The 21927-nt window shown below is 65.5% G+C and carries 20 protein-coding genes; 14 read left to right on the plus strand and 6 right to left on the minus strand.

The features are described 5' to 3' along the window. Window positions 1–163 precede the first annotated feature (163 nt). On the plus strand, window positions 164–1684 hold the full coding sequence (gene norR / locus HU825_RS03495) for a nitric oxide reductase transcriptional regulator NorR (protein ID WP_043295415.1): 1521 nt from the start codon (window positions 164–166) through the stop codon (window positions 1682–1684). 419 nt (window positions 1685–2103) lie between these two features. Here norR and HU825_RS03500 read toward each other — a convergent pair whose 3' ends face one another. Next, on the minus strand, window positions 2104–2778 hold the full coding sequence (locus HU825_RS03500) for a DUF1028 domain-containing protein (RefSeq protein ID WP_043295414.1): 675 nt from the start codon (window positions 2776–2778) through the stop codon (window positions 2104–2106). 98 nt (window positions 2779–2876) lie between these two features. Then, window positions 2877–4517: a methyl-accepting chemotaxis protein gene (locus tag HU825_RS03505; protein WP_054094002.1), complete on the minus strand. Its 1641-nt coding sequence runs from the start codon at window positions 4515–4517 to the stop codon at window positions 2877–2879. 560 nt (window positions 4518–5077) lie between these two features. Here HU825_RS03505 and HU825_RS03510 point away from each other — a divergent pair. Then, window positions 5078–5524 carry a DUF2147 domain-containing protein gene (locus HU825_RS03510; RefSeq protein WP_043295412.1) on the plus strand — a complete coding sequence of 149 codons (447 nt, stop codon included), beginning with the start codon at window positions 5078–5080 and terminating at the stop codon, window positions 5522–5524. An 87-nt stretch (window positions 5525–5611) separates the two neighbouring features. Here the strand turns inward: HU825_RS03510 and typA are convergent, their stop codons facing one another. Both typA and thiI read right to left on the minus strand, forming a co-directional pair. After that, complete coding sequence (gene typA / locus HU825_RS03515) at window positions 5612–7432, minus strand: translational GTPase TypA (protein ID WP_043295407.1); 1821 nt, start codon at window positions 7430–7432, stop codon at window positions 5612–5614. A 167-nt stretch (window positions 7433–7599) separates the two neighbouring features. Next, window positions 7600–9054, minus strand: coding sequence for a tRNA uracil 4-sulfurtransferase ThiI (gene thiI / locus HU825_RS03520; RefSeq protein WP_043295406.1), 1455 nt, complete (start codon window positions 9052–9054; stop codon window positions 7600–7602). A gap of 339 nt (window positions 9055–9393) precedes the next feature. On the opposite strand from thiI, the gene glnA reads away from it, so the two are divergent. From glnA to ntrC, 5 genes are all read left to right on the plus strand, one after another. Continuing rightward, window positions 9394–10800, plus strand: coding sequence for a type I glutamate--ammonia ligase (gene glnA / locus HU825_RS03525; protein ID WP_043295404.1), 1407 nt, complete (start codon window positions 9394–9396; stop codon window positions 10798–10800). Window positions 10801–10960: 160 nt separating this feature from the next. After that, the gene (locus HU825_RS03530) at window positions 10961–11497 is read left to right on the plus strand and encodes a DUF4124 domain-containing protein (RefSeq protein ID WP_077682227.1); all 537 of its coding nucleotides are present in this window, start codon (window positions 10961–10963) and stop codon (window positions 11495–11497) included. After that, on the plus strand, window positions 11494–12117 hold the full coding sequence (locus HU825_RS03535; protein WP_234302920.1) for a DUF4124 domain-containing protein: 624 nt from the start codon (window positions 11494–11496) through the stop codon (window positions 12115–12117). Before HU825_RS03530 ends, HU825_RS03535 begins: the two co-directional genes overlap by 4 nt. A gap of 171 nt (window positions 12118–12288) precedes the next feature. Then, window positions 12289–13371: a nitrogen regulation protein NR(II) gene (gene glnL / locus HU825_RS03540; protein ID WP_043295399.1), complete on the plus strand. Its 1083-nt coding sequence runs from the start codon at window positions 12289–12291 to the stop codon at window positions 13369–13371. Further along, entirely contained in the window at window positions 13368–14792 is a 1425-nt protein-coding gene (gene ntrC / locus HU825_RS03545; RefSeq protein ID WP_234302921.1) for a nitrogen regulation protein NR(I), read from the plus strand. Before glnL ends, ntrC begins: the two co-directional genes overlap by 4 nt. Window positions 14793–14892: 100 nt before the next feature. Here ntrC and HU825_RS03550 read toward each other — a convergent pair whose 3' ends face one another. Continuing rightward, window positions 14893–15342, minus strand: a complete 450-nt coding sequence (locus HU825_RS03550) for a hypothetical protein (protein ID WP_234302922.1) — start codon at window positions 15340–15342, stop codon at window positions 14893–14895. On the opposite strand from HU825_RS03550, the gene HU825_RS03555 reads away from it, so the two are divergent. The 4 genes from HU825_RS03555 to HU825_RS03570 all read left to right on the plus strand — a co-directional run bounded on the left by HU825_RS03555 (window position 15341) and on the right by HU825_RS03570 (window position 18306). Further along, a complete protein-coding gene (locus HU825_RS03555) occupies window positions 15341–15835 on the plus strand; it encodes a tRNA (cytidine(34)-2'-O)-methyltransferase (RefSeq protein ID WP_043295392.1) in 495 nt (164 codons plus the stop codon). The two genes, HU825_RS03550 and HU825_RS03555, sit on opposite strands and share 2 nt — an antisense overlap. A gap of 108 nt (window positions 15836–15943) precedes the next feature. Further along, window positions 15944–16480 carry an ATP-dependent protease subunit HslV gene (hslV, locus tag HU825_RS03560; protein WP_043295390.1) on the plus strand — a complete coding sequence of 179 codons (537 nt, stop codon included), beginning with the start codon at window positions 15944–15946 and terminating at the stop codon, window positions 16478–16480. Between the two features lie 22 nt (window positions 16481–16502). Beyond that, entirely contained in the window at window positions 16503–17846 is a 1344-nt protein-coding gene (gene hslU, locus HU825_RS03565) for an ATP-dependent protease ATPase subunit HslU (protein WP_077682229.1), read from the plus strand. Between the two features lie 85 nt (window positions 17847–17931). Further along, window positions 17932–18306, plus strand: coding sequence for a gamma-butyrobetaine hydroxylase family protein (locus HU825_RS03570; protein WP_234302923.1), 375 nt, complete (start codon window positions 17932–17934; stop codon window positions 18304–18306). Window positions 18307–18440: 134 nt separating this feature from the next. Here the strand turns inward: HU825_RS03570 and HU825_RS03575 are convergent, their stop codons facing one another. Beyond that, the gene (locus HU825_RS03575) at window positions 18441–18716 is read right to left on the minus strand and encodes a polyhydroxyalkanoic acid system family protein (protein WP_043295385.1); all 276 of its coding nucleotides are present in this window, start codon (window positions 18714–18716) and stop codon (window positions 18441–18443) included. Window positions 18717–18911: 195 nt separating this feature from the next. On the opposite strand from HU825_RS03575, the gene ubiE reads away from it, so the two are divergent. The 3 genes from ubiE to ubiB are packed head-to-tail and all read left to right on the plus strand — an operon-like array spanning window position 18912 to window position 21912. Continuing rightward, window positions 18912–19682, plus strand: a complete 771-nt coding sequence (gene ubiE / locus HU825_RS03580; protein ID WP_043295383.1) for a bifunctional demethylmenaquinone methyltransferase/2-methoxy-6-polyprenyl-1,4-benzoquinol methylase UbiE — start codon at window positions 18912–18914, stop codon at window positions 19680–19682. After that, the gene (locus tag HU825_RS03585; RefSeq protein ID WP_043295382.1) at window positions 19682–20305 is read left to right on the plus strand and encodes a ubiquinone biosynthesis accessory factor UbiJ; all 624 of its coding nucleotides are present in this window, start codon (window positions 19682–19684) and stop codon (window positions 20303–20305) included. The genes ubiE and HU825_RS03585 overlap by 1 nt, the downstream gene beginning before the upstream one ends. Then, the gene (ubiB, locus tag HU825_RS03590) at window positions 20302–21912 is read left to right on the plus strand and encodes a ubiquinone biosynthesis regulatory protein kinase UbiB (RefSeq protein WP_234302924.1); all 1611 of its coding nucleotides are present in this window, start codon (window positions 20302–20304) and stop codon (window positions 21910–21912) included. The genes HU825_RS03585 and ubiB overlap by 4 nt, the downstream gene beginning before the upstream one ends. The last annotated feature ends 15 nt before the right edge of the window (window positions 21913–21927 follow it).

Below are 21927 nucleotides of genomic sequence, written 5' to 3' on the forward strand. Positions count from 1 at the left end.
GATTACCTTGCAGAGGTGGATAAAAAAGCCTGCCCACCCTCTATTGCAGGTGCCGTGCCATTACTTAAGCAATTGATATATATCGATTTTTAGCATTCTATTTGTCCTAATGACAAAGCCCTTGTATTGTCCGATCGACATATATGAGTCAAAAGGACAGAAGATGGCGCTTTCGATGGACAGCCTGGCCCGCATCGCACTCGACCTGCAGTGGGGCATCTCCAACCAGGACCGTTTCCAGCAACTGATCAACAGCCTGCGTCAGTTGCTGCTGTGCAATGCGCTGGCCCTGCTGCGCTACGAGGGGCAGATGTTCCGCCCGCTGGCGATCGAGGGGCTGGCCCCCGACGTGCTCGGGAGGCGCTTCCGCCTCGGCGAGCATCCGCGCCTGGAGGCCATCGCCCGCGCCGGTGACGTGGTGCGCTTTCCTGCCGACAGTCAGTTGCCCGACCCCTATGACAACTTGATCCTGCCGAGCCGCGAGCAGCTCAAGGTGCATGCCTGCATCGGCCTGCCCCTGTTCGCCAACCAGACGCTGATCGGCGCGCTGACCATCGACGGTTACGACCCCGCCCAGTTCGATCACTTCAACGACGAGGAACTGCGCCTGATCGGCGCGCTAGCCTCGGCGGCGCTGAGTAATGCGCTGCTGGTCGAGCGTCTGGAACAGCAGACTGTGGCACCCATCAGTAACGCACCGGCAAACAAACCCGGCGCCGACGAGATCGTCGGGCTGTCGACCAGCATGTTGCAGCTGAAGAGGGAGATCGGCGTGGTCGCCGGTTCCGACCTGAACGTGCTGATCACCGGCGAGACTGGGGTCGGCAAGGAGCTGGTGGCCAAGGCCATCCACCTCGCCTCGCCGCGCGCCGGCCATCCGCTGGTCTACCTGAACTGTGCCGCACTGCCCGAGTCGGTGGCCGAAAGCGAGCTGTTCGGCCACGTCAAGGGCGCCTTCACCGGAGCCATACACCACCGCGCCGGCAAGTTCGAGATGGCCGACAAGGGCACGCTGTTTCTCGACGAGATCGGCGAGCTGTCGCTGACCTTGCAGGCCAAGCTGCTGCGCGTGCTGCAGTACGGCGACCTGCAGCGCATCGGCGACGACCGCAGCCTCAAGGTCAACGTGCGCATCCTCGCCGCCACCAACCGTGACTTGAAAAGCGCGGTGCTGGCCGGGGAGTTTCGTGCCGACCTCTACCACCGCCTCAGCGTGTTCCCGATCAGGGTGCCGGCACTGCGCGAGCGGCAGGAAGACATCGCCCTGCTCAGCGGCTTCTTCTGCGAACGGTGCCGCAGCCAGCTGGGCCTCGGCGGACTGGCGCTGAGCAAGGCCGCGCTGACGCTGCTGCAGCGCTACCCCTGGCCTGGCAACGTGCGCGAACTGGAGCATGCCATCCACCGCGCGGCGGTACTGGCGCGGGCCGAACAGGGCACGGGGGAGGTGCTGCTCAAACCGTCCTATTTCTGCCTGGAAGGGCCGACTGCCACCGTCAGCCAGCTGCCACCGGCACCCGCCGGCCTGTCCGGCGTTGGTTTGCGCGAGGCACTCGACGAATTCCAGGCGCGCCTGATTCGCCAGACGCTGGAGAGCTTCAACGGCAACTGGTCGGCCACCGCCCGCGAGCTGCAACTCGATACCGGCAATCTGCATCGCCTGGCAAGGCGCCTGGGCATCAAGTAGCCGGACACGCAGTCTGGTCAGCCTCGCGTCGGCTGTCGTTTGCTCGCATACCGGCTCGCTCTGCCGGCCCAGGCGAGCGGCACTGCAGCGAGTCGCTGCCATTGCGGGTCTCCCGGTGGTAGACGTAGCGGGAAAAGAAGCGGCTATCCCCCGTCGGCTGGCCGCGCTGCCGACCTTCACAAATCAGCGATAGCTCCGCTTGCGATACGGCGCCATGAACGAACGTTCGATATCGCTCGCTCCGCTGCTGCGCAGTGTTCCCTAACGCCGGGTAGCAGGGATCGGCCACCATTGGTGCACGGACAGGGTTCAGTCGGAGACGCGCGAAGCGGTTTGTAGCGCGCGTGACGAACACGTCCGGAAAATAAATCCCTCCCCTTTTTGCTCACCGCGGTGCTAGCGCCGATGGGCCGGGCGCGTCAGATCGGCTCCTCGGCGGCCTTGCCCGCCGGGTTCGCCCGCGTCGGCATGGCGAGGATTTCCGGCACTACCTCGCGGGCAAACACCCGATGCAGCCGGCGCAGCTCCGTCAGCGGCTCGCGGTGATGATCGACGCGGATGTCCCACAGCGGATATTCCTCCTGATCCACCACATAGACGGTCGCCGAGGACTCGCCGCAGCGGTCGCCACCACCGGCGTCACCCGCCGCGAGCGCTTCCATCAGCCGCTCCACCAGCGGGCGCGCGCTGGCGCGGCGATAGGCCTCGGCCGCCGCCTCCAGCACCGTGCGCCCGGCCAGGCGGTTGCCCTGCACGCAGAACTGTTCGGCGGCGATGGCACCGGCCCAGGGCGGGCATTTCGCGCCGGTCCAGCAGGCCACCTCGCCGCGTCGGTCGATCACCGCGCACTGGCGCAGCTCCATGCACGGATCGATGTCCCTGAGCCGCTCGATCACCTCGGCCGCGGCACACCCCTCGCGCAACAGACGCAGGCCGTCGATGCCGAGGTAAGGGTTGATCTGCGCCTGCGTCGCTACCGCGCCAACGCGCGCGGCGGCATGGCTTAGCAGCTTGCCGACCGCCGGCATGGCGGTGGCCGCAGCCACCCCGAACTGCCCCGTGCGCGGGCAGCGGGCGATGATCGAAAAGGTCATGGGCTCGATTCCAGAAGGGGATGAAACTTGGAAGGCGCCTCGGCCCGCTTCGTTCCAGCCCCTCCGCCAATCAGCGCATGCGGCTGCGACCTGCCCGATCAGGCAGCGCGAAAATAGCCAACCTTGCGGTTGAGTTCCTGGGCGAGCTGGGTGAGGTCCGCGCTGGAGGAAGCGACCTGGTTCGACGCCGCCGAGCTGGCGACCGTCGAGTCATGGATGCGCGTCACGCTCTGGTTGACCTCTTCCGCCACGGCGCTCTGCTCCTCGGCGGCGGTGGCGATCTGCGCATTCATCTCGTTGATCGAGCCGACCTCCTGGCGAATCTTGGCCAGCGCGCTTTCCGCCTGCAGCGTCTGTTCGACGGTCTGTTGCGCCAGCTGCCGGCTCGACTGCATGACCTCCACCGCCCGGCCGGCGCCCGCTTGCAGCGAGGCGATCATGGCGCTGATCTCGCTGGACGACTGCTGCGTGCGATTGGCCAGCGAGCGCACCTCGTCAGCCACCACCGCAAAGCCGCGGCCATGCTCGCCGGCACGCGCCGCCTCGATGGCCGCATTGAGGGCCAGCAGGTTGGTCTGCTCGGCGATGGCGGTGATGACCTGCAGGATCTTCTCGATGTCGCCGCTTTCGGCCGACAGCTGGTTGACCGTATCGGTGGCAGTCTCCAGCACCTGGGCAAGGTTGTGGATCGACGACGCCGTCTCGCCCACGATGCGTGTGCCAGTCTCGACCTGCTCGTCCGCGCTCTTCGCTGCGGCCGCCGCCTGGGCCGCGAAGCTCGCGACCTCATTCACCGTCGCGGCCATCTGGTTGATCGCCGTGGCCACTTGCTCGGCCTCGGCAGATTGATGCTGGATCTGCTGATTGCTGCTCGCTGACGAGCTGAGCAATTCGCCCGACGCCGTACCGACGCCACTCGCCGCCGCGCGCACCTCGGCGATGATCGCCGTCAGCTGCGTGGCCATCTTCGCCGTCGCGCCCATGACACTATTGGGGAACGGCGTGACGATCACCTGTCCGAGGTCACCACTGGCCAGGTTGTTGATCACGCGGGCCACCTCGTCCGGCTCGGCGCCGAGCGTCGAGCGCAGCTTGCGGATGATCACCAGGGCGATGGCCGCGCCGAGCAACACGGCGATCCCGGTCACCGCGACGATCAAGGCGAGGAAGCCGCTGGCGGTGTCGCGCACGATGGTCACGTCCTCGTTGATGCTCGCTTCCTGATGGTCGATGAACGCGTTGATCAGGCGCAGCCACTCGGTGTAAGCGCCAGCGACGTTATCCAGCAGGAAGGCATGGGCGCGCTCCGAGCCTTCGGCGAAGCGCAGCTCGACCACCTGTTGCGTCAGCGCGTTGGTTTTCGCCTCGATGGCTTCGATCTGCCCCATCAGCTGCTTCTCCACAGCGTCGGCCGCGGACTGCGCGAGCATTGCCTTCATCGGCGCCGCCGAGTCCGCATAGAGCTGCGCCAGGCGCTCGATCTCGGCCACCTGGCTACGCGCGAATACCGGATCGGCGGCACTGACGGCATCGCGCACAGCGATTGCCCGGTCATGCACGCTGCCACGGAAGTTGATCGCGTAGCGCTGCTTCAGGCCTGCCTGGGTGCCGATCTGGTTCATGCTGCGGTCGATGATGCCGACCTTCACGGCACTGAGGACCGCCACCGCGACCATCAGCGCCAGGATCACGCAGAACCCCAGCCCCAGGCGCATGGATACCGACATCTGCCTGTTCATTCGCTGTTTCCCCTGTTAGCTACTTCAATCGTTACCGGCCGAACGAAGCTCGGCGGCCCTGAGGCAAAAAACCTGTACAAGGTACTGTCACCCTGCCACTACCTTGTACAAGTTTTTCCGCACGCCGTACACACGAACAAAAGCCGCATAGCGCCAGAAACCGTCAAGCGGGCGGCAAGCAGAAGGAAACAAAACTTTACGCCCTCAACATCTTGTACAGATTTCGAGCAATGCGTGGCGGCGCGGTAGGCGCTGGCACCCCGCGCGGCGGAAGGGTCGTACCGCGGCGCCCGGACAGCCGACCTGCAACCGACAGGCGAATGCCGATCGAAACGACACGTCCGACGAGGCGCGGCGTGCTCGCCAAGCATCCTCCCGGCATGACGCATGCCGCGATCATCGCGGTCGCATCGCCGCCGACAGCGTCCGCAACAGAACCCCGAAACAGGACGACTCGAAGGGCATATGTGACGAGAACCAACCGGTCAGGCGGTCAGGCGCAACGGGGCGGAATCGTCGCTGGTAGAGTCGGCGGCGCCTTCCCGATCACTGGAGAAATCATGCGTCCACTGTTCAATGCCCTGTTGCTGGCCCTGCCCCTTTCGCTCTCGTCACTGGCCTTCGCTGCCGAGTCGCCAGCCGGGCGCTGGCAGACCATCGACGACGAAACCGGCAAGCCCAAGTCCATCGTCGAGATTCAGCAGACTGCTGACGGCTCGCTGACCGGCAAGGTCGTGGAAATCCTGCATTCGGAGCACGGGCCGAACCCGCTGTGCGACGAGTGCGAAGGTGAGCGCAAGGGCCAGCCCATCACCGGCATGACCATCCTCTGGGACCTGAAACCGGACGGTGAGCAGGTCTGGAGCAACGGCACCATCCTCGACCCGGCCAATGGCAAGACCTACCGCTCCAAGGCCACATTGCTCGATGGCGGCGACAAGCTCGAAGTACGCGGCTACATCGGCATCGAGGCGCTGGGACGCAGCCAGACCTGGGTTCGTCAGTAACCCCGGCGAGCAGCCACCCGAGCCACCCCGCAGACAGCAAAAAGGCGCCCTTGGGCGCCTTTTTTATTGCGGTCAGCTACCTGCCGATCAGACCTTGCTGCGCTCGAAGCGCTTGCGGTCGTTCTCGTTGAGGTACTTTTTGCGCAGACGGATCGACTTCGGCGTCACTTCCACCAGCTCGTCGTCGGCGATGAATTCCAGCGCCTGCTCGAGGGTGAACTTGATCGGCGGCACCAGGGCGATGACCTCGTCCTTGCCGGAAGCGCGCATGTTGTCGAGCTTCTTGCCCTTGGTGGGGTTGATCACCAGGTCGTTGTCACGGCTGTTGATACCGCACAGCTGGCCTTCGTAGATCTCCTGGCCCGGCTCGAGGAACAGCTTGCCGCGGGCCTGCAGGGTTTCCAGCGAGTAGGTCAGCGCGGTGCCGGTGGCCATCGAGACCAGCACGCCGTTCTGGCGATTGGTGACTTCGCCGGCCTTGATCGGGCCGTAGTGGCTAAACGTCGAGGTCAGGATGCCGGTGCCGGAGGTCAGGGTCAGGAAGTTGTTGCGGAAGCCGATCAGGCCGCGCGCCGGAATGGTGTACTCCAGGCGCACGCGGCCCTTGCCGTCCGGGATCATGTTGGTCAGATCGCCCTTGCGCAGGCCCATCTGCTCCATCACCGGCCCCTGGTGCTGCTCCTCGATGTCGATGGTGACGTTCTCGTACGGTTCCTGCTTCTCGCCGGCCTCGTTCTCGATGATCACCACTTCCGGACGGCCGACGGCCAGCTCGAAGCCTTCGCGACGCATGGTTTCGATCAGCACCGACAGGTGCAGCTCGCCACGGCCGGAAACCTTGAACTTCTCGGGGCTCTCGCCCGGCTCGACGCGCAGCGCCACGTTATGCAGCAGCTCCTTGTCCAGACGGTCCTTGATGTTGCGGCTGGTGACGAACTTGCCTTCTTTGCCGGCGAATGGCGAGTCGTTGACCTGGAAGGTCATGCTCACGGTCGGCTGGTCGACGGTCAGCGGCGGCAGCGCCTCGACGGCGTTCTGGTCGCACAGGGTGTCGGAGATGTACAGCTCGTCCATACCGGACACGCAGACGATGTCACCGGCTTCGGCTTCGGCGACTTCGACGCGCTGCAGGCCGGAGTGACCCATGATCTTCAGGATGCGGCCGTTGCGCTTCTTGCCGTCGGCGCCGATGGCGGTGACCGGGCTGTTGGCCTTGATGGTGCCGCGGGCGATGCGGCCGATGCCGATCACGCCGAGGAAGCTGTTGTAGTCCAGCTGGGAGATCTGCATCTGGAACGGGCCGTCGAGGTCGACCTTGGGCGCCGGCACGTGATCGATGATGGCCTGGAACAGCGGGTCCATGTTGTCTTCCAGCTTCTCGTGGTCCAGACCGGCGATGCCGTTCAGGGCGCTGGCGTAGACGATCGGGAAGTCGAGCTGCTCGTCGGTGGCGCCGAGGTTGTCGAACAGGTCGAAGATCTGGTCGACAACCCAGTCCGGACGCGCGCCGGGACGGTCGATCTTGTTCACCACGACGATCGGACGCAGGCCGGCCTTGAACGCCTTCTGGGTCACGAAGCGGGTCTGCGGCATCGGGCCGTCCTGGGCGTCGACCACCAGCAGCACGGAGTCGACCATGCTCATCACGCGCTCGACTTCACCGCCGAAGTCGGCGTGGCCGGGGGTGTCGACGATGTTGATGTTGTAGCCGTTCCACTTCAGCGCGGTGTTCTTGGCCAGGATGGTGATGCCGCGTTCCTTTTCCTGGTCGTTGGAGTCCATCACGCGCTCGTTTTCGGCTTCCTTGCGGTCCAGGGTGCCGGACAGGCGCAGCAGCTTGTCGACGAGGGTGGTTTTGCCGTGGTCGACGTGGGCGATGATGGCGATGTTGCGAAGATTCTCGATCACTGATTCGTTTCTCTGTAGAGAGCTTCGAGCTGAGGCTGGAAGCTTGAAGTAGTCCGGACGAAGGCTGTCTGTCCGAGGTTGTAACGGCACTGCATTGCGATCAGTGCAGGTCGGGGGGGCGGTGGCGGATGCTGCCGCCCAGCAACCCCGGCTGCTTCACCGAAGGGTCAGGCCGGACGATAGACGCGCACATTCACATGCCCCTCGCTCAGCAGATGGTGAGCATGCAGGCGGCTCATGACACCTTTGTCGCAATACAGCAGGTACTGGCGGTTTTCATCCAGTTCCTTGAAACGATTGTTCAGCGCGTAGAACGGCAGCGTCTGTACTTCGATGCCCGTCAGTTCGAGCGGTTCGTCCTCGGCGGCATCCGGGTGACGAATGTCGAGGATGACCTGCCCGGCCATCGCCTCGTGGACCTCCTCGACCTTGATGTCCTCGCCCAGCTCGTCGATCACCCGGTCGATCGGCACCTGGCGCGCGCTGGCCAGGGCGCGCTCGAGGATGGCCATGTCGAACTGCTTCTCTTCATGCTCGACGCGGTAGCGCTTGGCCTTGGTGGTCGGGTTCTTGGAGATCACGCCGCAGTACTCGGGCATGTTCTTGGCGAACTCGGCGGTGCCGATCTCGAAAGCGGTGTCGATGATGTCCTGCTTGTGGCTGGCGACCAGCGGACGCAGCACCAGCATGTCGGTCGCCGAGTCGATCACCGAGAGGTTTGGCAGGGTCTGGCTGGACACTTGGGAGATCGCCTCGCCGGTAACCAGCGCGTCGATGTGCAGACGCTCGGCGATCTGCGTGGCGGCGCGCAGCATCATGCGCTTCAACACCACGCCCATCTGGCTGTTGTCGACCTTCTCGAGAATCTCGCCGACCACTTCCTCGAACGGCACGCTGATGAACAGCACCCGGTGCGAGCTGCCGTATTTCTTCCACAGATAGTGGGCGACTTCCATCACGCCCAGCTCGTGGGCGCGGCCGCCGAGGTTGAAGAAGCAGAAATGCGTCATCAGCCCGCGGCGCATCATCTGGTAGGCGGCGACTGTGGAGTCGAAACCGCCGGACATCAGCACCAGGGTCTGCTCCAGCGCGCCCAGCGGATAGCCGCCGATGCCGTCATGCTGCTCGTGCACGACGAACAGGCGCTGATCGCGGATTTCCATGCGCACTTCGATTTCCGGCGCTTTCAGCGAGATGCCGGCTGCGCCGCACTGCTGGCGCAGCTGGCTGCCGACATGGCGCTCGACATCCATGGAGCTGAACGGGTGCTTGCCGGCGCGCTTGCAGCGCACGGCGAAGATCTTGCCCGGCAGGCGCTCGGCGTAATGTGCCTTGCATTTGGCGACGATGTCGTCGAGATCGCCCAGCGGATACTCGTGCACTTCCAGGCAATGGGCGATGCCCGGCGTGCAGCGCAGGCGCTCGATCATCTCGCGCAGCAGCTTCGGCTCGGTCAGCGCGGTTTCCACCTCGATGTTGTCCCACACCCCCTCGACCCGCAGCTCCGGGTCGAGCTCGCGCAGCACGGTGCGGATGTTCTTCGCCAACTGGCGAATGAAGCCCTTGCGCACCGGCGGGCTCTTGATGGTGATTTCGGGGAAAACCTTGACGATCAGCTTCATGAGGAAACAGCGCGTGCGCCGACATGGCGGAAAAAGAGGGGCGCGGAGTATAGCGGAAACTGTTCAACATTTAGTCGGTTTTCTGCGCGACGCGTTATTGCACCAAAATAGTGCAATGCCTATTGTGCGCGCACCATCCAGGCGCGCCCGCCGGGAGGATTGCCTGCAATCTCCGAAGCCAAACTGCGTCGCCGCGCCATTTGGCGGCTGCAGGTCCATTTCGGAGCACTGGCATGCAATTTGCTCACTTGTGAGGCAGGTCGCCTTGGCGGAACATCGCCGCCGGCTCCGCCCTCGATTCGGAAGCGAACAGGCCGCTTCCACCATTTGGAGAACACCATGTCGAAGTCGCTTCAACTGATCAAAGATTACGATGTGAAGTGGATTGATCTGCGCTTCACCGACCCGAAGGGTCGCCAGCATCACATCACCATGCCGGCTCGCGACGCCGATGACGACTTCTTCGAAGTCGGCAAGATGTTCGACGGCTCCTCCATCGACGGCTGGAAGGGCATCGAGGCCTCCGACATGATCCTGCTGCCGGACGACGGCAGCGCCGTGCTGGACCCGTTCACCGAAGAGCCGACCCTGATCCTGGTTTGCGACGTGATCGAGCCGTCCACCATGCAGGGCTACGAGCGCGATCCGCGCGCCATCGCCCGCCGCGCCGAGGAATACCTGAAGTCGACCGGTATCGGCGACACCGTGTTCGTCGGCCCGGAGCCGGAGTTCTTCATCTTCGACGCGGTGAAGTTCAAGTCCGACATGTCCGGCTCGATGTTCAAGATCTTCTGCGAGCAGGCGTCCTGGAACAGCGACACCGACATGAACGGCGGCCAGGGCAACAACGGCCACCGCATCAGCGTCAAGGGCGGCTACCTGCCGACTCCGCCGAGCGATCCGGATCACGAGATCCGTACCGCCATGTGCAACGCCCTGGAAGAAATGGGCCAGGTCGTCGAAGTGCACCACCACGAAGTGGCCGCCGGGCAGAACGAGATCGGCGTGAAGTTCAACACGCTGGTGGCCAAGGCCGATGAAGTGCAGACCCTCAAGTACGTCGTGCACAACGTCGCCGAAGCCTATGGCAAGACCGCTACCTTCATGCCGAAGCCGCTGTACGGCGACAACGGTTCGGGCATGCACGTGCACATGTCGATCGCCAAAGACGGCAAGAACACCTTCGCTGGCGAAGGCTATGCCGGCCTGTCCGATACCGCCCTGTACTTCATCGGCGGCATCATCAAGCACGGCAAGGCGCTGAACGCCCTGACCAACCCGTCGACCAACTCCTACAAGCGTCTGGTCCCGGGCTTCGAGGCGCCGGTCATGCTGGCCTACTCGGCACGCAACCGCTCCGCGTCGATCCGCATCCCGTACGTGGCCAGCGCCCGCGGCCGCCGCATTGAGGCACGCTTCCCGGATCCGGCTGCCAACCCGTACCTGGCCTTCGCCGCGCTGCTGATGGCCGGCCTGGACGGTATCCAGAACAAGGTTCACCCAGGCGATGCCGCGGACAAGAACCTGTACGACCTGCCGCCGGAAGAGTCCAAGCTGATCCCGCAGGTATGCGGCAGCCTGAAGGAGGCACTGGAGGCGCTGGAAGCCGACCACGACTTCCTGCTCAAGGGCGGCGTGTTCACCAAGGACTTCCTCGATGCCTTCATCGAGCTGAAGGCCGCCGAGGAGATCAAGGTGCGCACCTTCGTGCATCCGCTGGAATACGACCTGTACTACAGCGTCTAAGCAGCACCGCCTGTACGCAGAGGCCGCCTTCGGGCGGCCTCTGTCGTTTGCGCCGCCGTCACCGCGCGCAGCTTGTGCCGGCTCGCAAATCCGCATGCCCGGGCTTGCCTGGCGTCGCCCGCGGTGCAAGGCTCTCGCTGTCCTTCACGCGGAGCTTCCCATGCGCCACGCACTGTTCGGCCTGCTGCTGATCCTCAGCGCCCCGGCGATCGCCGAGATCTATACCTACACCGACGCCCAGGGCAACACCGTCTACACCAACCAGCCACCGGAAGGCGTTGCTGCCGAGCGCGTCGAGCTGCCGCCGCCCAACACCGTCGACATCCAGACCCCCTCCGCACCGGCGTCCCTGCCGGCGGACGCAGAAGCCGGACAACCGTACCGCTCGCTCGCGCTCAGCGGCATTCCGGACGAAGCCGCGCTGCGCGCCAACAATGGCACGTTCGTGGTGAGTGCCGAGCTGGACCCGCCGCTACGACGCGGCCATCAGCTGCGCTTCGTCCTCGACGGCATTCCCCAGGCCGCCGCCAGCCAGGCCACCTCGCTGCAACTGAACAACGTCGAGCGCGGCGAACACCGTCTGCAGGTCGAGGTGCTCAGCAATGGCCGAGTGATCCAGCGCAGCGAGCCGGCGGTATTCACGGTGCAACGCGTGCATACCTCCAGCCCCGCCCTGCGCCACCGGGCGGCGCCATGATCCGCAGCGGCCGCTGGCTGACCGCACTGCTGCTGGCGCTGGCGGCACCGGCGAACGCGGGGATCTACAGCTACATCGACGCGGACGGTAACCGGGTGTTCACCGACCGCCCGGCCGGTCAGGCCGCCGAGCAGATCGAACTCAAGCCCACCAACGACATGCCGGCCCTGCCGCCCGTCGCGCCCGCGGCGCCAGTGCCGGCCGCAACGGCGGCGATCCGCTACCAGTTGCAGATTGTCAGTCCAGCCGAGGACGAGACCATCCGCAGCAACGCCGGCGACCTGCAGGTCAGCGCCAGCGGCAACCCGGCGCCGCAGGCCGGACACGGCTACCAGCTGCTGCTCGACGGCGAGGCGCTCAGCGCCGCCGGCCCCGAGACCCACTTCGAGCTGCACAACGTCGACCGCGGCACCCATCGGCTGCAGCTGCGCGTAATCGACGCCGAAGGCCGCGAGCTGGCGCGCAGCCCGGCGCGCACCTTTCACCTGATTCGCACCTCGCTGGCCCAGCGGCGCATGGTCAATCCGTGCCGCAAGAACGACTACGGCGTACGCCCCGAATGCCCGCTCAAGGACAAGCCGGCGGAAAAACGCGACATCCCCTTCATTCCTTTCCTATGATCATCATGTGCACCTTTTTGGTGCACATGAGTGGCGAATAATTTCACCGCTCACCCTTTTGGTTCACGCAGGCCGGGCGCCAGATGCCGCCAGCACGCCGATACGCGCCGTTTTGGCGCGTCTGGTTTGCTTCTTGCATTTACCGGCCTACCCAAAGGATGCAGACCCGCCATGTTGACCGAAGCCCTGCAACGCCTGCTGATCGAGAACCTGACCACTGCGACACTGCTGCTCGATGCGCGGTTGCGCCTGGAGTACATGAATCCGGCGGCAGAGATGCTGCTCGCCGTCAGCGGCCAGCGCAGCCACGGCCAATTCATCAGCGAGCTGTTCACCGAGTCGCCCGAAGCGCTGTCTGCCTTGCGCCAGGCGGTAGCCGAGGCACACCCGTTCACCAAGCGCGAGGCCACGCTAACCTCCGCCACCGGTCAGACGCTGACCGTCGACTACGCGGTGACGCCGATTCTCGGCAGCGGCGAAACCATGCTGCTGCTCGAAGTGCTGCCGCGTGACCGGCTGCTGCGCATCACCAAGGAGGAGGCGCAGCTGTCCAAGCAGGAAACCACGCGGATGCTGGTACGCGGCCTGGCCCACGAGATCAAGAATCCGCTGGGCGGCATCCGCGGCGCCGCGCAACTGCTGGCCCGCGAACTGCCGGACGAACACCTGCAGGATTACACCGAGGTGATCATCGAGGAGGCCGACCGCCTGCGTAACCTGGTCGACCGCATGCTCGGCTCGAACCGCCTGCCGCGGCTGGAGATGACCAACATCCATGAGGTGCTGGAACACGTCGCCAGCCTGATCGAGGCCGAATGTCAGGGCAGCCTGGTGCTGGTTCGCGACTACGACCCGAGCATCCCCGAGATCCTCATGGATCGCGAGCAGATGATCCAGGCCGTGCTCAACATCATGCGCAATGCCATGCAGGCGCTGGCCGGACAGACCGAACTGGGGCTGGGCCGCCTGACCCTGCGCAGCCGCACGGTGCGCCAGTTCACCATCGGCCACATCCGCCACCGGCTGGTGGCGCGCATCGAGATCATCGACAACGGCCCCGGCATCCCGGCCGAACTGCAGAACACCCTGTTCTACCCGATGGTCAGCGGCCGCCCGGACGGCACCGGGCTGGGCCTGGCAATCACCCAGAACATCATCAGTCAGCACCAGGGCCTGATCGAGTGCGAAAGCCATCCCGGGCATACCGCCTTCTCGATCTTCCTGCCGCTCGAACAAGGAGCCCCCTGCCCATGAACCGAAGCGAAACCGTCTGGATCGTCGATGACGACCGCTCCATCCGCTGGGTCCTGGAGAAAGCGCTGCAGCAGGAAGGCATCGCCACGCAGAGCTTCGAAACCGCCGACAGCGTGCTCGGCCGCCTGACGCAGCAGCAGCCGGACGTGATCATCTCCGACATCCGCATGCCCGGCACCAGCGGCCTCGATCTGCTGGCGCAGATCCGCGAGCGGCACCCGCGTTTGCCGGTGATCATCATGACCGCGCACTCGGACCTCGACAGCGCCGTGGCCTCCTATCAGGGCGGCGCGTTCGAGTACCTGCCCAAGCCGTTCGACGTCGACGATGCGGTCTCGCTGGTCAAGCGCGCCAACCAGCATGCCCAGGAGCAACAGGGCCTGCAGGCGCCGGCCAGCCAGGCCCACACGCCGGAGATCATCGGCGAAGCGCCGGCGATGCAGGAGGTGTTCCGCGCCATCGGCCGCCTCTCGCACTCCAACATCACCGTGCTGATCAACGGCGAGTCCGGCACCGGCAAGGAGCTGGTCGCCCATGCCTTGCACCGTCACAGTCCGCGTGCGGCCTCGCCGTTCATCGCCCTGAACATGGCGGCAATCCCCAAGGACCTGATGGAATCCGAGCTGTTCGGCCATGAGAAGGGTGCGTTCACCGGCGCGGCGAACCAGCGCCGCGGGCGCTTCGAGCAGGCCGACGGCGGCACGCTGTTCCTCGACGAGATCGGCGACATGCCCGCCGACACCCAGACGCGTCTGCTGCGCGTGCTCGCCGACGGCGAGTTCTACCGCGTCGGCGGGCACACGCCGGTGCGCGTGGACGTGCGCATCATCGCCGCCACCCACCAAGACCTCGAGGCGCTGGTGCAGGCCGGCAAGTTCCGCGAAGACCTGTTCCATCGCCTCAACGTGATCCGCATCCACATTCCACGGCTGGCCGATCGCCGCGAGGACATCCCTGCGCTGGCGCAGCATTTTCTCGCCGCCGCCGCCGAGGAACTGGCCGTCGAGACCAAGCTGCTCAAGAGCGAAACGGCGGCCTTCCTGCAGCAGCTGCCGTGGCCGGGCAACGTGCGCCAGCTGGAGAACACCTGTCGCTGGATCACCGTGATGGCGTCCGGGCGCGAGGTGCACATCAGCGACCTGCCGCCGGAGCTGCTCAGCCTGCCGGCCGATGCCCAACCGACGCACAACTGGGAACAGGCGCTGCGCAGCTGGGCCGACCAGGCGCTGACGCTCGGCCAGTCGAACCTGCTGGAAACCACCGTGCCGGCGTTCGAGCGGATCATGATCGAGACCGCGCTCAAGCACACCGCCGGTCGCCGCCGCGACGCCGCGCTGCTGCTGGGCTGGGGACGCAACACCCTGACCCGCAAGATCAAGGAGCTGGGCATGGGTGATGGCCGGGATGAAGAGGAGGAATAATCTGGCAGCGTCGTGCGTGGATGTCGCTTTTTACATCCAGCGCGACGCCGCGCGGCGGCTCAACCGCGGGATCGATGCGAAGACGTAATTCGAGACAGCCTCATGGAAGATCGTCCGCCGGCGCCAGCCGCAGCTCCAGCACCCAGTCAGCCTCCTCTTGCCGCTCGCTCGGCTGCACCCGCAGCGGCCTGAGCGCGACCAGATTCAGCAGCAGGTCCTGCCCGATGGCCTGGATGCGCCAGCGCACGCGCTGCCCGTCCACTTGCAACTGCCCGTCACGCTCTCCGCCCCGCGCCTGCAAGAGCAGCGCATAGGCGCCGTCGACCGTTTGTGCGCGGTACTGCGTCGGCGCACTGAAGCGCAGCAGCAGCCTTTCACCGATGCTCTCGACGGCGAGCAGCCGCGCCGGCTCGGGCGTCGTCAGCCGGCCGATCATCATCCCCACCAGCAGGCCGATCAGCACCAGCGAGGCGAAAAAGCGACGCCGCAGGCGCGGCCGCGGGTCCGGCGCAGTAGAATCGCCGCCGTCGTCCAATCGGGTGCTGCGCATGTTTCACGTGATCCTTTTCCAGCCGGAGATTCCACCGAACACCGGCAACATTATCAGGCTCTGCGCCAATGCCGGGTGCAGCCTGCACCTGATCGAGCCGCTGGGCTATGAACTGGACGACAAGCGCTTGCGCCGCGCCGGCCTGGATTACCACGAATACGCGCCGCTGCGCCGGCATGCCAGCCTCGACGCCTGCCTCGCCGAGCTGGGCATTGCGCCGCCCGGGCAGTCCGGCGCTGACGACGCCCCACGCCTGTTTGCCTTCACCACCAAGGGTTCGCAGCCGTTCCATCAGGTCGCATACCGCCGTGGCGACGCCTTCCTCTTCGGCCCCGAGAGCCGTGGCCTGCCGGACGCGGTACGCGACGCCTTCCCCGCCGAACGCCGCCTGCGCCTGCCGATGCGCCCGGACAGCCGCAGCCTGAATCTGTCCAACACCGTCGCCATCGCCGTCTACGAGGCCTGGCGCCAGCTCGGTTTCACCCTGGACTGAGGCGAGCGCTGCGCTAACCGATGGTCGAGCGGCGTTGAAAAGCCTGCGGCGGTGCCCCATATCACCCTGCATTCGGGCATTCATCGCCCCGCAGCGTGGAGATTTCCCTTGACCACCATCGTTTCAGTGCGCCGCAACGGCAAAGTCGTCATGGGCGGCGACGGCCAGGTTTCCCTCGGCAATACCGTCATGAAGGGCAACGCCAAGAAGGTCCGCCGCCTCTATCACGGTCAGGTGCTGGCCGGTTTCGCCGGCGCCACTGCTGACGCCTTCACCCTCTTCGAGCGCTTCGAGGGTCAGCTGGAGAAACACCAGGGCCATCTGGTGCGCGCCGCCGTCGAGCTGGCCAAAGACTGGCGCACCGACCGTTCGCTGAGCCGCCTGGAAGCCATGCTCGCGGTGGCCAACAAGGACGCCTCGCTGATCATCACCGGCAACGGCGACGTGGTCGAACCCGAGCTCGGGCTGATCGCCATGGGGTCCGGGGGCGGCTTCGCCCAGGCCGCCGCCATGGCCCTGCTGCAGAAGGCCGGCGACGACATGAGCGCCCGCGAAATCGCCGAGACCGCGCTGAACATCGCCGGCAGCATCTGCGTGTTCACCAACCAGAATCTGACCATCGAAGAGCTGGACTCGGCCATCTGAGCCGTGCCGCTGGAGTAATCGCATGTCCATGACGCCCCGCGAGATCGTCCACGAACTCAACCGCCACATCATCGGCCAGGACGACGCCAAGCGCGCCGTGGCCATCGCCCTGCGCAACCGCTGGCGGCGCATGCAGCTGCCGGCCGAGCTGCGCCAGGAAGTCACGCCGAAAAACATCCTGATGATCGGCCCGACCGGCGTCGGCAAGACCGAGATCGCCCGCCGCCTGGCCAAGCTGGCCAACGCGCCATTCCTGAAGGTGGAAGCGACCAAGTTCACCGAGGTCGGCTATGTCGGCCGCGACGTCGACTCGATCATCCGCGACCTGGCCGACGCCGCGCTGAAGATGCTGCGCGAGCAGGAGGTGCACAAGATGCGCCACCGCGCCGAGGACGCCGCCGAAGAGCGCATCCTCGACGCCCTGCTGCCGCCGGCACGTCCGGTGGGCTTCTCCGAGGAGCCGGTGCAGTCGGCCGATTCCAACACCCGCCAGCTGTTCCGCAAGCGCCTGCGCGAAGGCCAGCTGGACGACAAGGAAATCGACATCGAGGTCGCCGAAAACCCGGCGGGCGTGGAAATCATGGCGCCGCCCGGCATGGAAGAGATGACCAGCCAGCTGCAGAACCTCTTCGCCAACATGGGCAAGGGCAAAAAGAAGAGCCGCAAGCTGAAGATCAAGGAAGCGTTCAAGCTGATCCGCGACGAAGAAGCCGCGCGCCTGGTCAACGAAGAAGACCTCAAGGCACGCGCCCTGGAAGCGGTGGAACAGAACGGCATCGTCTTCATCGACGAGATCGACAAGGTCGCCAAGCGCGGCAATACCGGCGGCGCCGATGTCTCCCGCGAGGGCGTACAGCGCGACCTGCTGCCGCTGATCGAAGGCAGCACGGTCAACACCAAGCTCGGCATGGTCAAGACCGACCACATCCTGTTCATCGCCTCCGGCGCGTTCCACCTGTCCAAGCCCAGCGACCTGGTGCCCGAACTGCAGGGCCGCCTGCCGATCCGCGTCGAGCTCAAGGCGCTGTCGCCGGAAGACTTCGAGCGCATCCTCACCGAGCCGCACGCCTCGCTCACCGAGCAGTATCGCGAGCTGCTGAAGACCGAGGGCCTGCACGTGGAATTTCTCGACGACGGCATCAAGCGCATCGCCGAGATTGCCTGGCAGGTCAACGAGAAGACCGAGAACATCGGCGCGCGCCGGCTGCACACGCTGCTCGAACGCCTACTGGAGGAAGTCTCCTTCAGCGCAGGCGACCTGGCGGCCAAGCAGGACGGCGAGGCGATCCGCATCGATGCCGCCTACGTCAACCAGCACCTCGGCGAACTGGCGCAGGACGAAGATCTGTCGCGCTACATCCTTTAACTGCAGCCACGAGCCGCCCCGCGACGAGCCGCAGACAGGTACTGCCTTGGCTGGTCGCTCGCGGCTTGTCGCTTGGAGCTGACCCATGCGTATCCCCACCGCCATCAAGCTGCACAAGGCCTCGAAGACGCTCGAACTGGAGTACGGCGCCGACGAGCGCTACGTGTTGAGCGCGGAATTCCTGCGCGTGCATTCGCCTTCTGCCGAGGTGCAGGGCCATGGTAATCCGGTGCTGCAGACCGGCAAGCTCAATGTCGGTCTGGACAAGCTGGAACCGGCCGGCCAGTACGCACTGAAGCTGACCTTCAGCGACGGCCACGACAGCGGGCTGTTCACCTGGGATTACCTGGAGCGCTTGGCGCTCGACCAACAAGCGCTGTGGAACGACTACCTGCAGGCGCTGGAGAAGGCCGGCAAGTCGCGCGACCCAAACGAATCGGTGGTCAAGCTGATGCTGTAACAGCCGCTGCGACTGCCCGCCGGATCAGCTGCCAAGCGGGTGGTGAATTGAGTTCGCGAACCCGCGGCGGACGCGGCGGACGCGGCGTGGAGGGTGGCAAGCCGCATCCTTCTAGGCCCGGATGTTTCGCCGACTCACGCCAGCGCCTTGTCCAGCGCCCGCTCGATCTGGCCCTGGATGCTCGCCCCCATCGCCGACAGCAGCAGGCCCAGGTTGAGCTGCACCTTCACCCGGTCCTCGCCGACCTCGATCTGCCCATCGGCGCCACTGCGCCGCACTGCCAGCACGTCGCCCTGCCAGCGATAGCTGACGCCGTACTCGCTGGCCAGCCGACTGGCCAGCTGCTCGGCCTTTGCGCGAGCGGCTTCGCGACCGAGACTGTGGGAACGCTCGACGATGATTCGGGACATGCCGACTCCTGACTGCAGGCCGATGAAGGGCCGGCACTATACAGCAGCCAATGCACCGACGGACGGCAGCACCCGCACCGGACCCGACCGTAATCAAGTTTTCCTGCATTAGCGCGTCGGCGCGGCTTCGCACGTGAAGCGAGGTGCGGTCTTTTGGGTTTAGAATGCGCGGCACATTCTTCCGGTGACAGTGACATGACCGATCCACGCAAAGCGCATGACGCGGAACCGACCACCCATTTCGGCTACAAGAGCGTGCCAGAAAGCCAGAAGGCACAGAAGGTGGCCGAGGTGTTCCATTCCGTAGCCGCCAAGTACGACCTGATGAACGACCTCATGTCCGGTGGTATTCACCGGCTGTGGAAGCGCTTCACCATCGAGCTGTCCGGCGCCCGCCCGGGCAATCGTATCCTCGATATCGCCGGCGGCACCGGTGATCTGACCCGCCAGTTCTCGCGCATCGTCGGCCCCACCGGGGAAGTGGTACTGGCCGACATCAACGCCTCGATGCTCAAGGTCGGCCGCGACAAGCTGCTGGACAAGGGCGTGGCCGGCAACGTCAAGTTCGTTCAGGCCGACGCCGAGAAGCTGCCCTTCCCGGACAACCACTTCGATGTGGTCACCATCGCCTTCGGCCTGCGCAACGTCACCCACAAGGAAGACGCCATCGCCTCCATGCTGCGCGTGCTCAAGCCGGGTGGCCGCCTGCTGGTGCTGGAATTCTCCAAGCCGACCAACCAGCTGTTCTCCAAGGCTTACGACGCCTATTCGTTCAGCCTGCTGCCGATGATGGGCAAGCTGATCACCAATGACGCCGAGAGCTATCGCTACCTCGCCGAGTCGATCCGCATGCACCCCGATCAGGAAACCCTCAAGGGCATGATGCAGACCGCCGGTTTCGAGCGCGTGACCTACCACAACATGACCGGCGGTATCGTCGCGCTGCACCGGGGCATCAAGCCCTGATGCTGCGCACAGCCCTGCTGGCCAGCGCCGAGCGCGGCCTCAACGGCATCCTGCGCCTGGACCCGGCCGCACTGCCGCGGCTGGCCCGGCTTAGTGGCCGCATCATCGAGATCGAGTGCACGGCGCCGAACTGGCGTCTGTTCGTCCTTGCCGATGAAGAGGGCCTGCGCCTCGCCTCGAGCTGGGCCAGCGATGCCGATTGCCGCCTGCGCGCCCCGGCGAGCAGCCTGCTCCGGCTCGCCGTCAGTCGCAACAAGACCGCCGTGCTGCACGGTCCGGATGTCGAGATCGACGGCGACAGCGGCGTGCTGATGAATCTCGCCGAGGTGCTGCAGGACCTCGAGCTGGATTGGGAATACGAACTCTCGCGCTGGCTCGGCCCGGTCGCCAGCCAAGTGCTCGGCTCCAGCGTGCGCGCGCCGTTGCGCTGGGCGCGCGACAGCGCCGACTCGCTGCGCCTAGACCTGGCCGATTACCTCAGCGAGGAAAGTCGCACACTGGTCGGCCAGGCCGAAGCCGAAGCGCGCTTCGCCGAGCTGGACGCACTGAAACTGACCCTCGACCGACTCGAGGCACGCGTCGAACGCCTCGCTCTCCACCTGAAACCAGATCAAGCCGAATGAAGCTGTTCGCTGCCACCGCCCGCCTGTTCCGCATCCTGCTGGTGGTGATCCGTTACCGCCTGGATGACATTCTGCTCGACCTGCCGATGCCCTGGTGGCTGCGTACCACCAGCTACCTGCTGCCCTGGCGCTGGGTTCCGCGCCGCCAGAGCACGCTTTCGCGCGGCGCGCGCCTGCGCCTGGCGCTGGAAGGGCTGGGACCGATCTTCATCAAGTTCGGCCAGCTGCTGTCCACCCGTCGCGACCTGCTGCCGGCCGATATCGCCGACGAGCTGGCCATGCTGCAGGACCGCGTGCCGCCGTTCGATTCCGCACATGCCATCGAGCTGATCGAGCAGCAGCTCGGCGCGCCGGTCGGCGAGCTGTTCGCCCGCTTCGACAGCACTCCGCTGGCCTCCGCCTCGGTGGCCCAAGTGCATGCCGCGCGGCTGCACAGTGGCGAGGAAGTCATCGTCAAGGTGGTGCGCCCAAACCTGCGTCCGGTGATCGGCCAGGACCTGGCCTGGCTGTTCCTGCTGGCCAAGACCGCCGAGCGCGCCTCGATCGACGCCCGCCGGCTGCATCTGGTGGAAGTGGTCGAGGATTACGCCAAGACCATCTACGACGAACTCGACCTGCTGCGCGAGGCGGCCAACGCCAGCCAGCTGCGGCGCAATTTCGAGGGCTCGCCACTGCTCTACGTGCCGCAGGTGCATTGGGATTATTGCCGCTCGCAAGTGCTGGTGATGGAGCGCATCTACGGCGTGCCGGTCACCGACATGGCGGCGCTCGCGCGGCAGAACACCGACATGCGCCAGCTCGCCGAGCGCGGCGTGGAAATCTTCTTCACCCAGGTGTTCCGCGATAGTTTCTTCCACGCCGACATGCATCCCGGCAACATATTCGTCAGTACCCATCAGCCGTGGAGCCCGCAGTACATCGCGGTGGACTTCGGCATCGTCGGCAGCCTGACGCCCGAGGATCAGGACTACCTGGCGCGCAACCTGATGGCCTTCTTCAAGCGCGATTACCGCAAGGTGGCGCAGCTGCACATCGACTCGGGCTGGGTACCGGCGGAAACCAAGGTCAACGAATTCGAGGCTGCGATCCGCACGGTGTGCGAGCCGATCTTCGAGAAGCCGCTCAAGGACATCTCCTTCGGTCAGCTGCTGGTGCGCCTGTTCCAGGTTGCCCGGCGCTTTAACATGGAAGTACAGCCGCAGCTGGTGCTGCTGCAGAAAACCCTGCTGAACATCGAGGGGCTGGGCCGCGAGCTGTATCCGCAGCTCGACCTCTGGACCACCGGCCAGCCCTATCTGGAACGCTGGATGCGCGAGCGCATGAGCCCGCGCCAGCTGCTGAAGAACGTGCATGCGCAGATCGAGCAGGTTCCGCACCTGGCACACATGACGCGCGAGCTGCTCGAACGCATGGCCCATCCACACGCCGACAATCCGCCGCCGCCCTGGCGCGAGCGCAACCGCGGCTGGCCGCTGCGGCTGATCGGTGCGCTGCTGCTGGGTAGTGGCGCCACGCTCGCCGCCGGCGCCGAGCACCTCGTCGGGCTGCAAACCTGGCCGGCCTGGGTGATGCTGGTGGCCGGCACGTACATCGTCGTGCGCCGATAGCCAGGCTCGATAGGG

The organism is Pseudomonas phenolilytica, from assembly GCF_021432765.1.
Lineage (GTDB): Bacteria > Pseudomonadota > Gammaproteobacteria > Pseudomonadales > Pseudomonadaceae > Stutzerimonas > Stutzerimonas phenolilytica.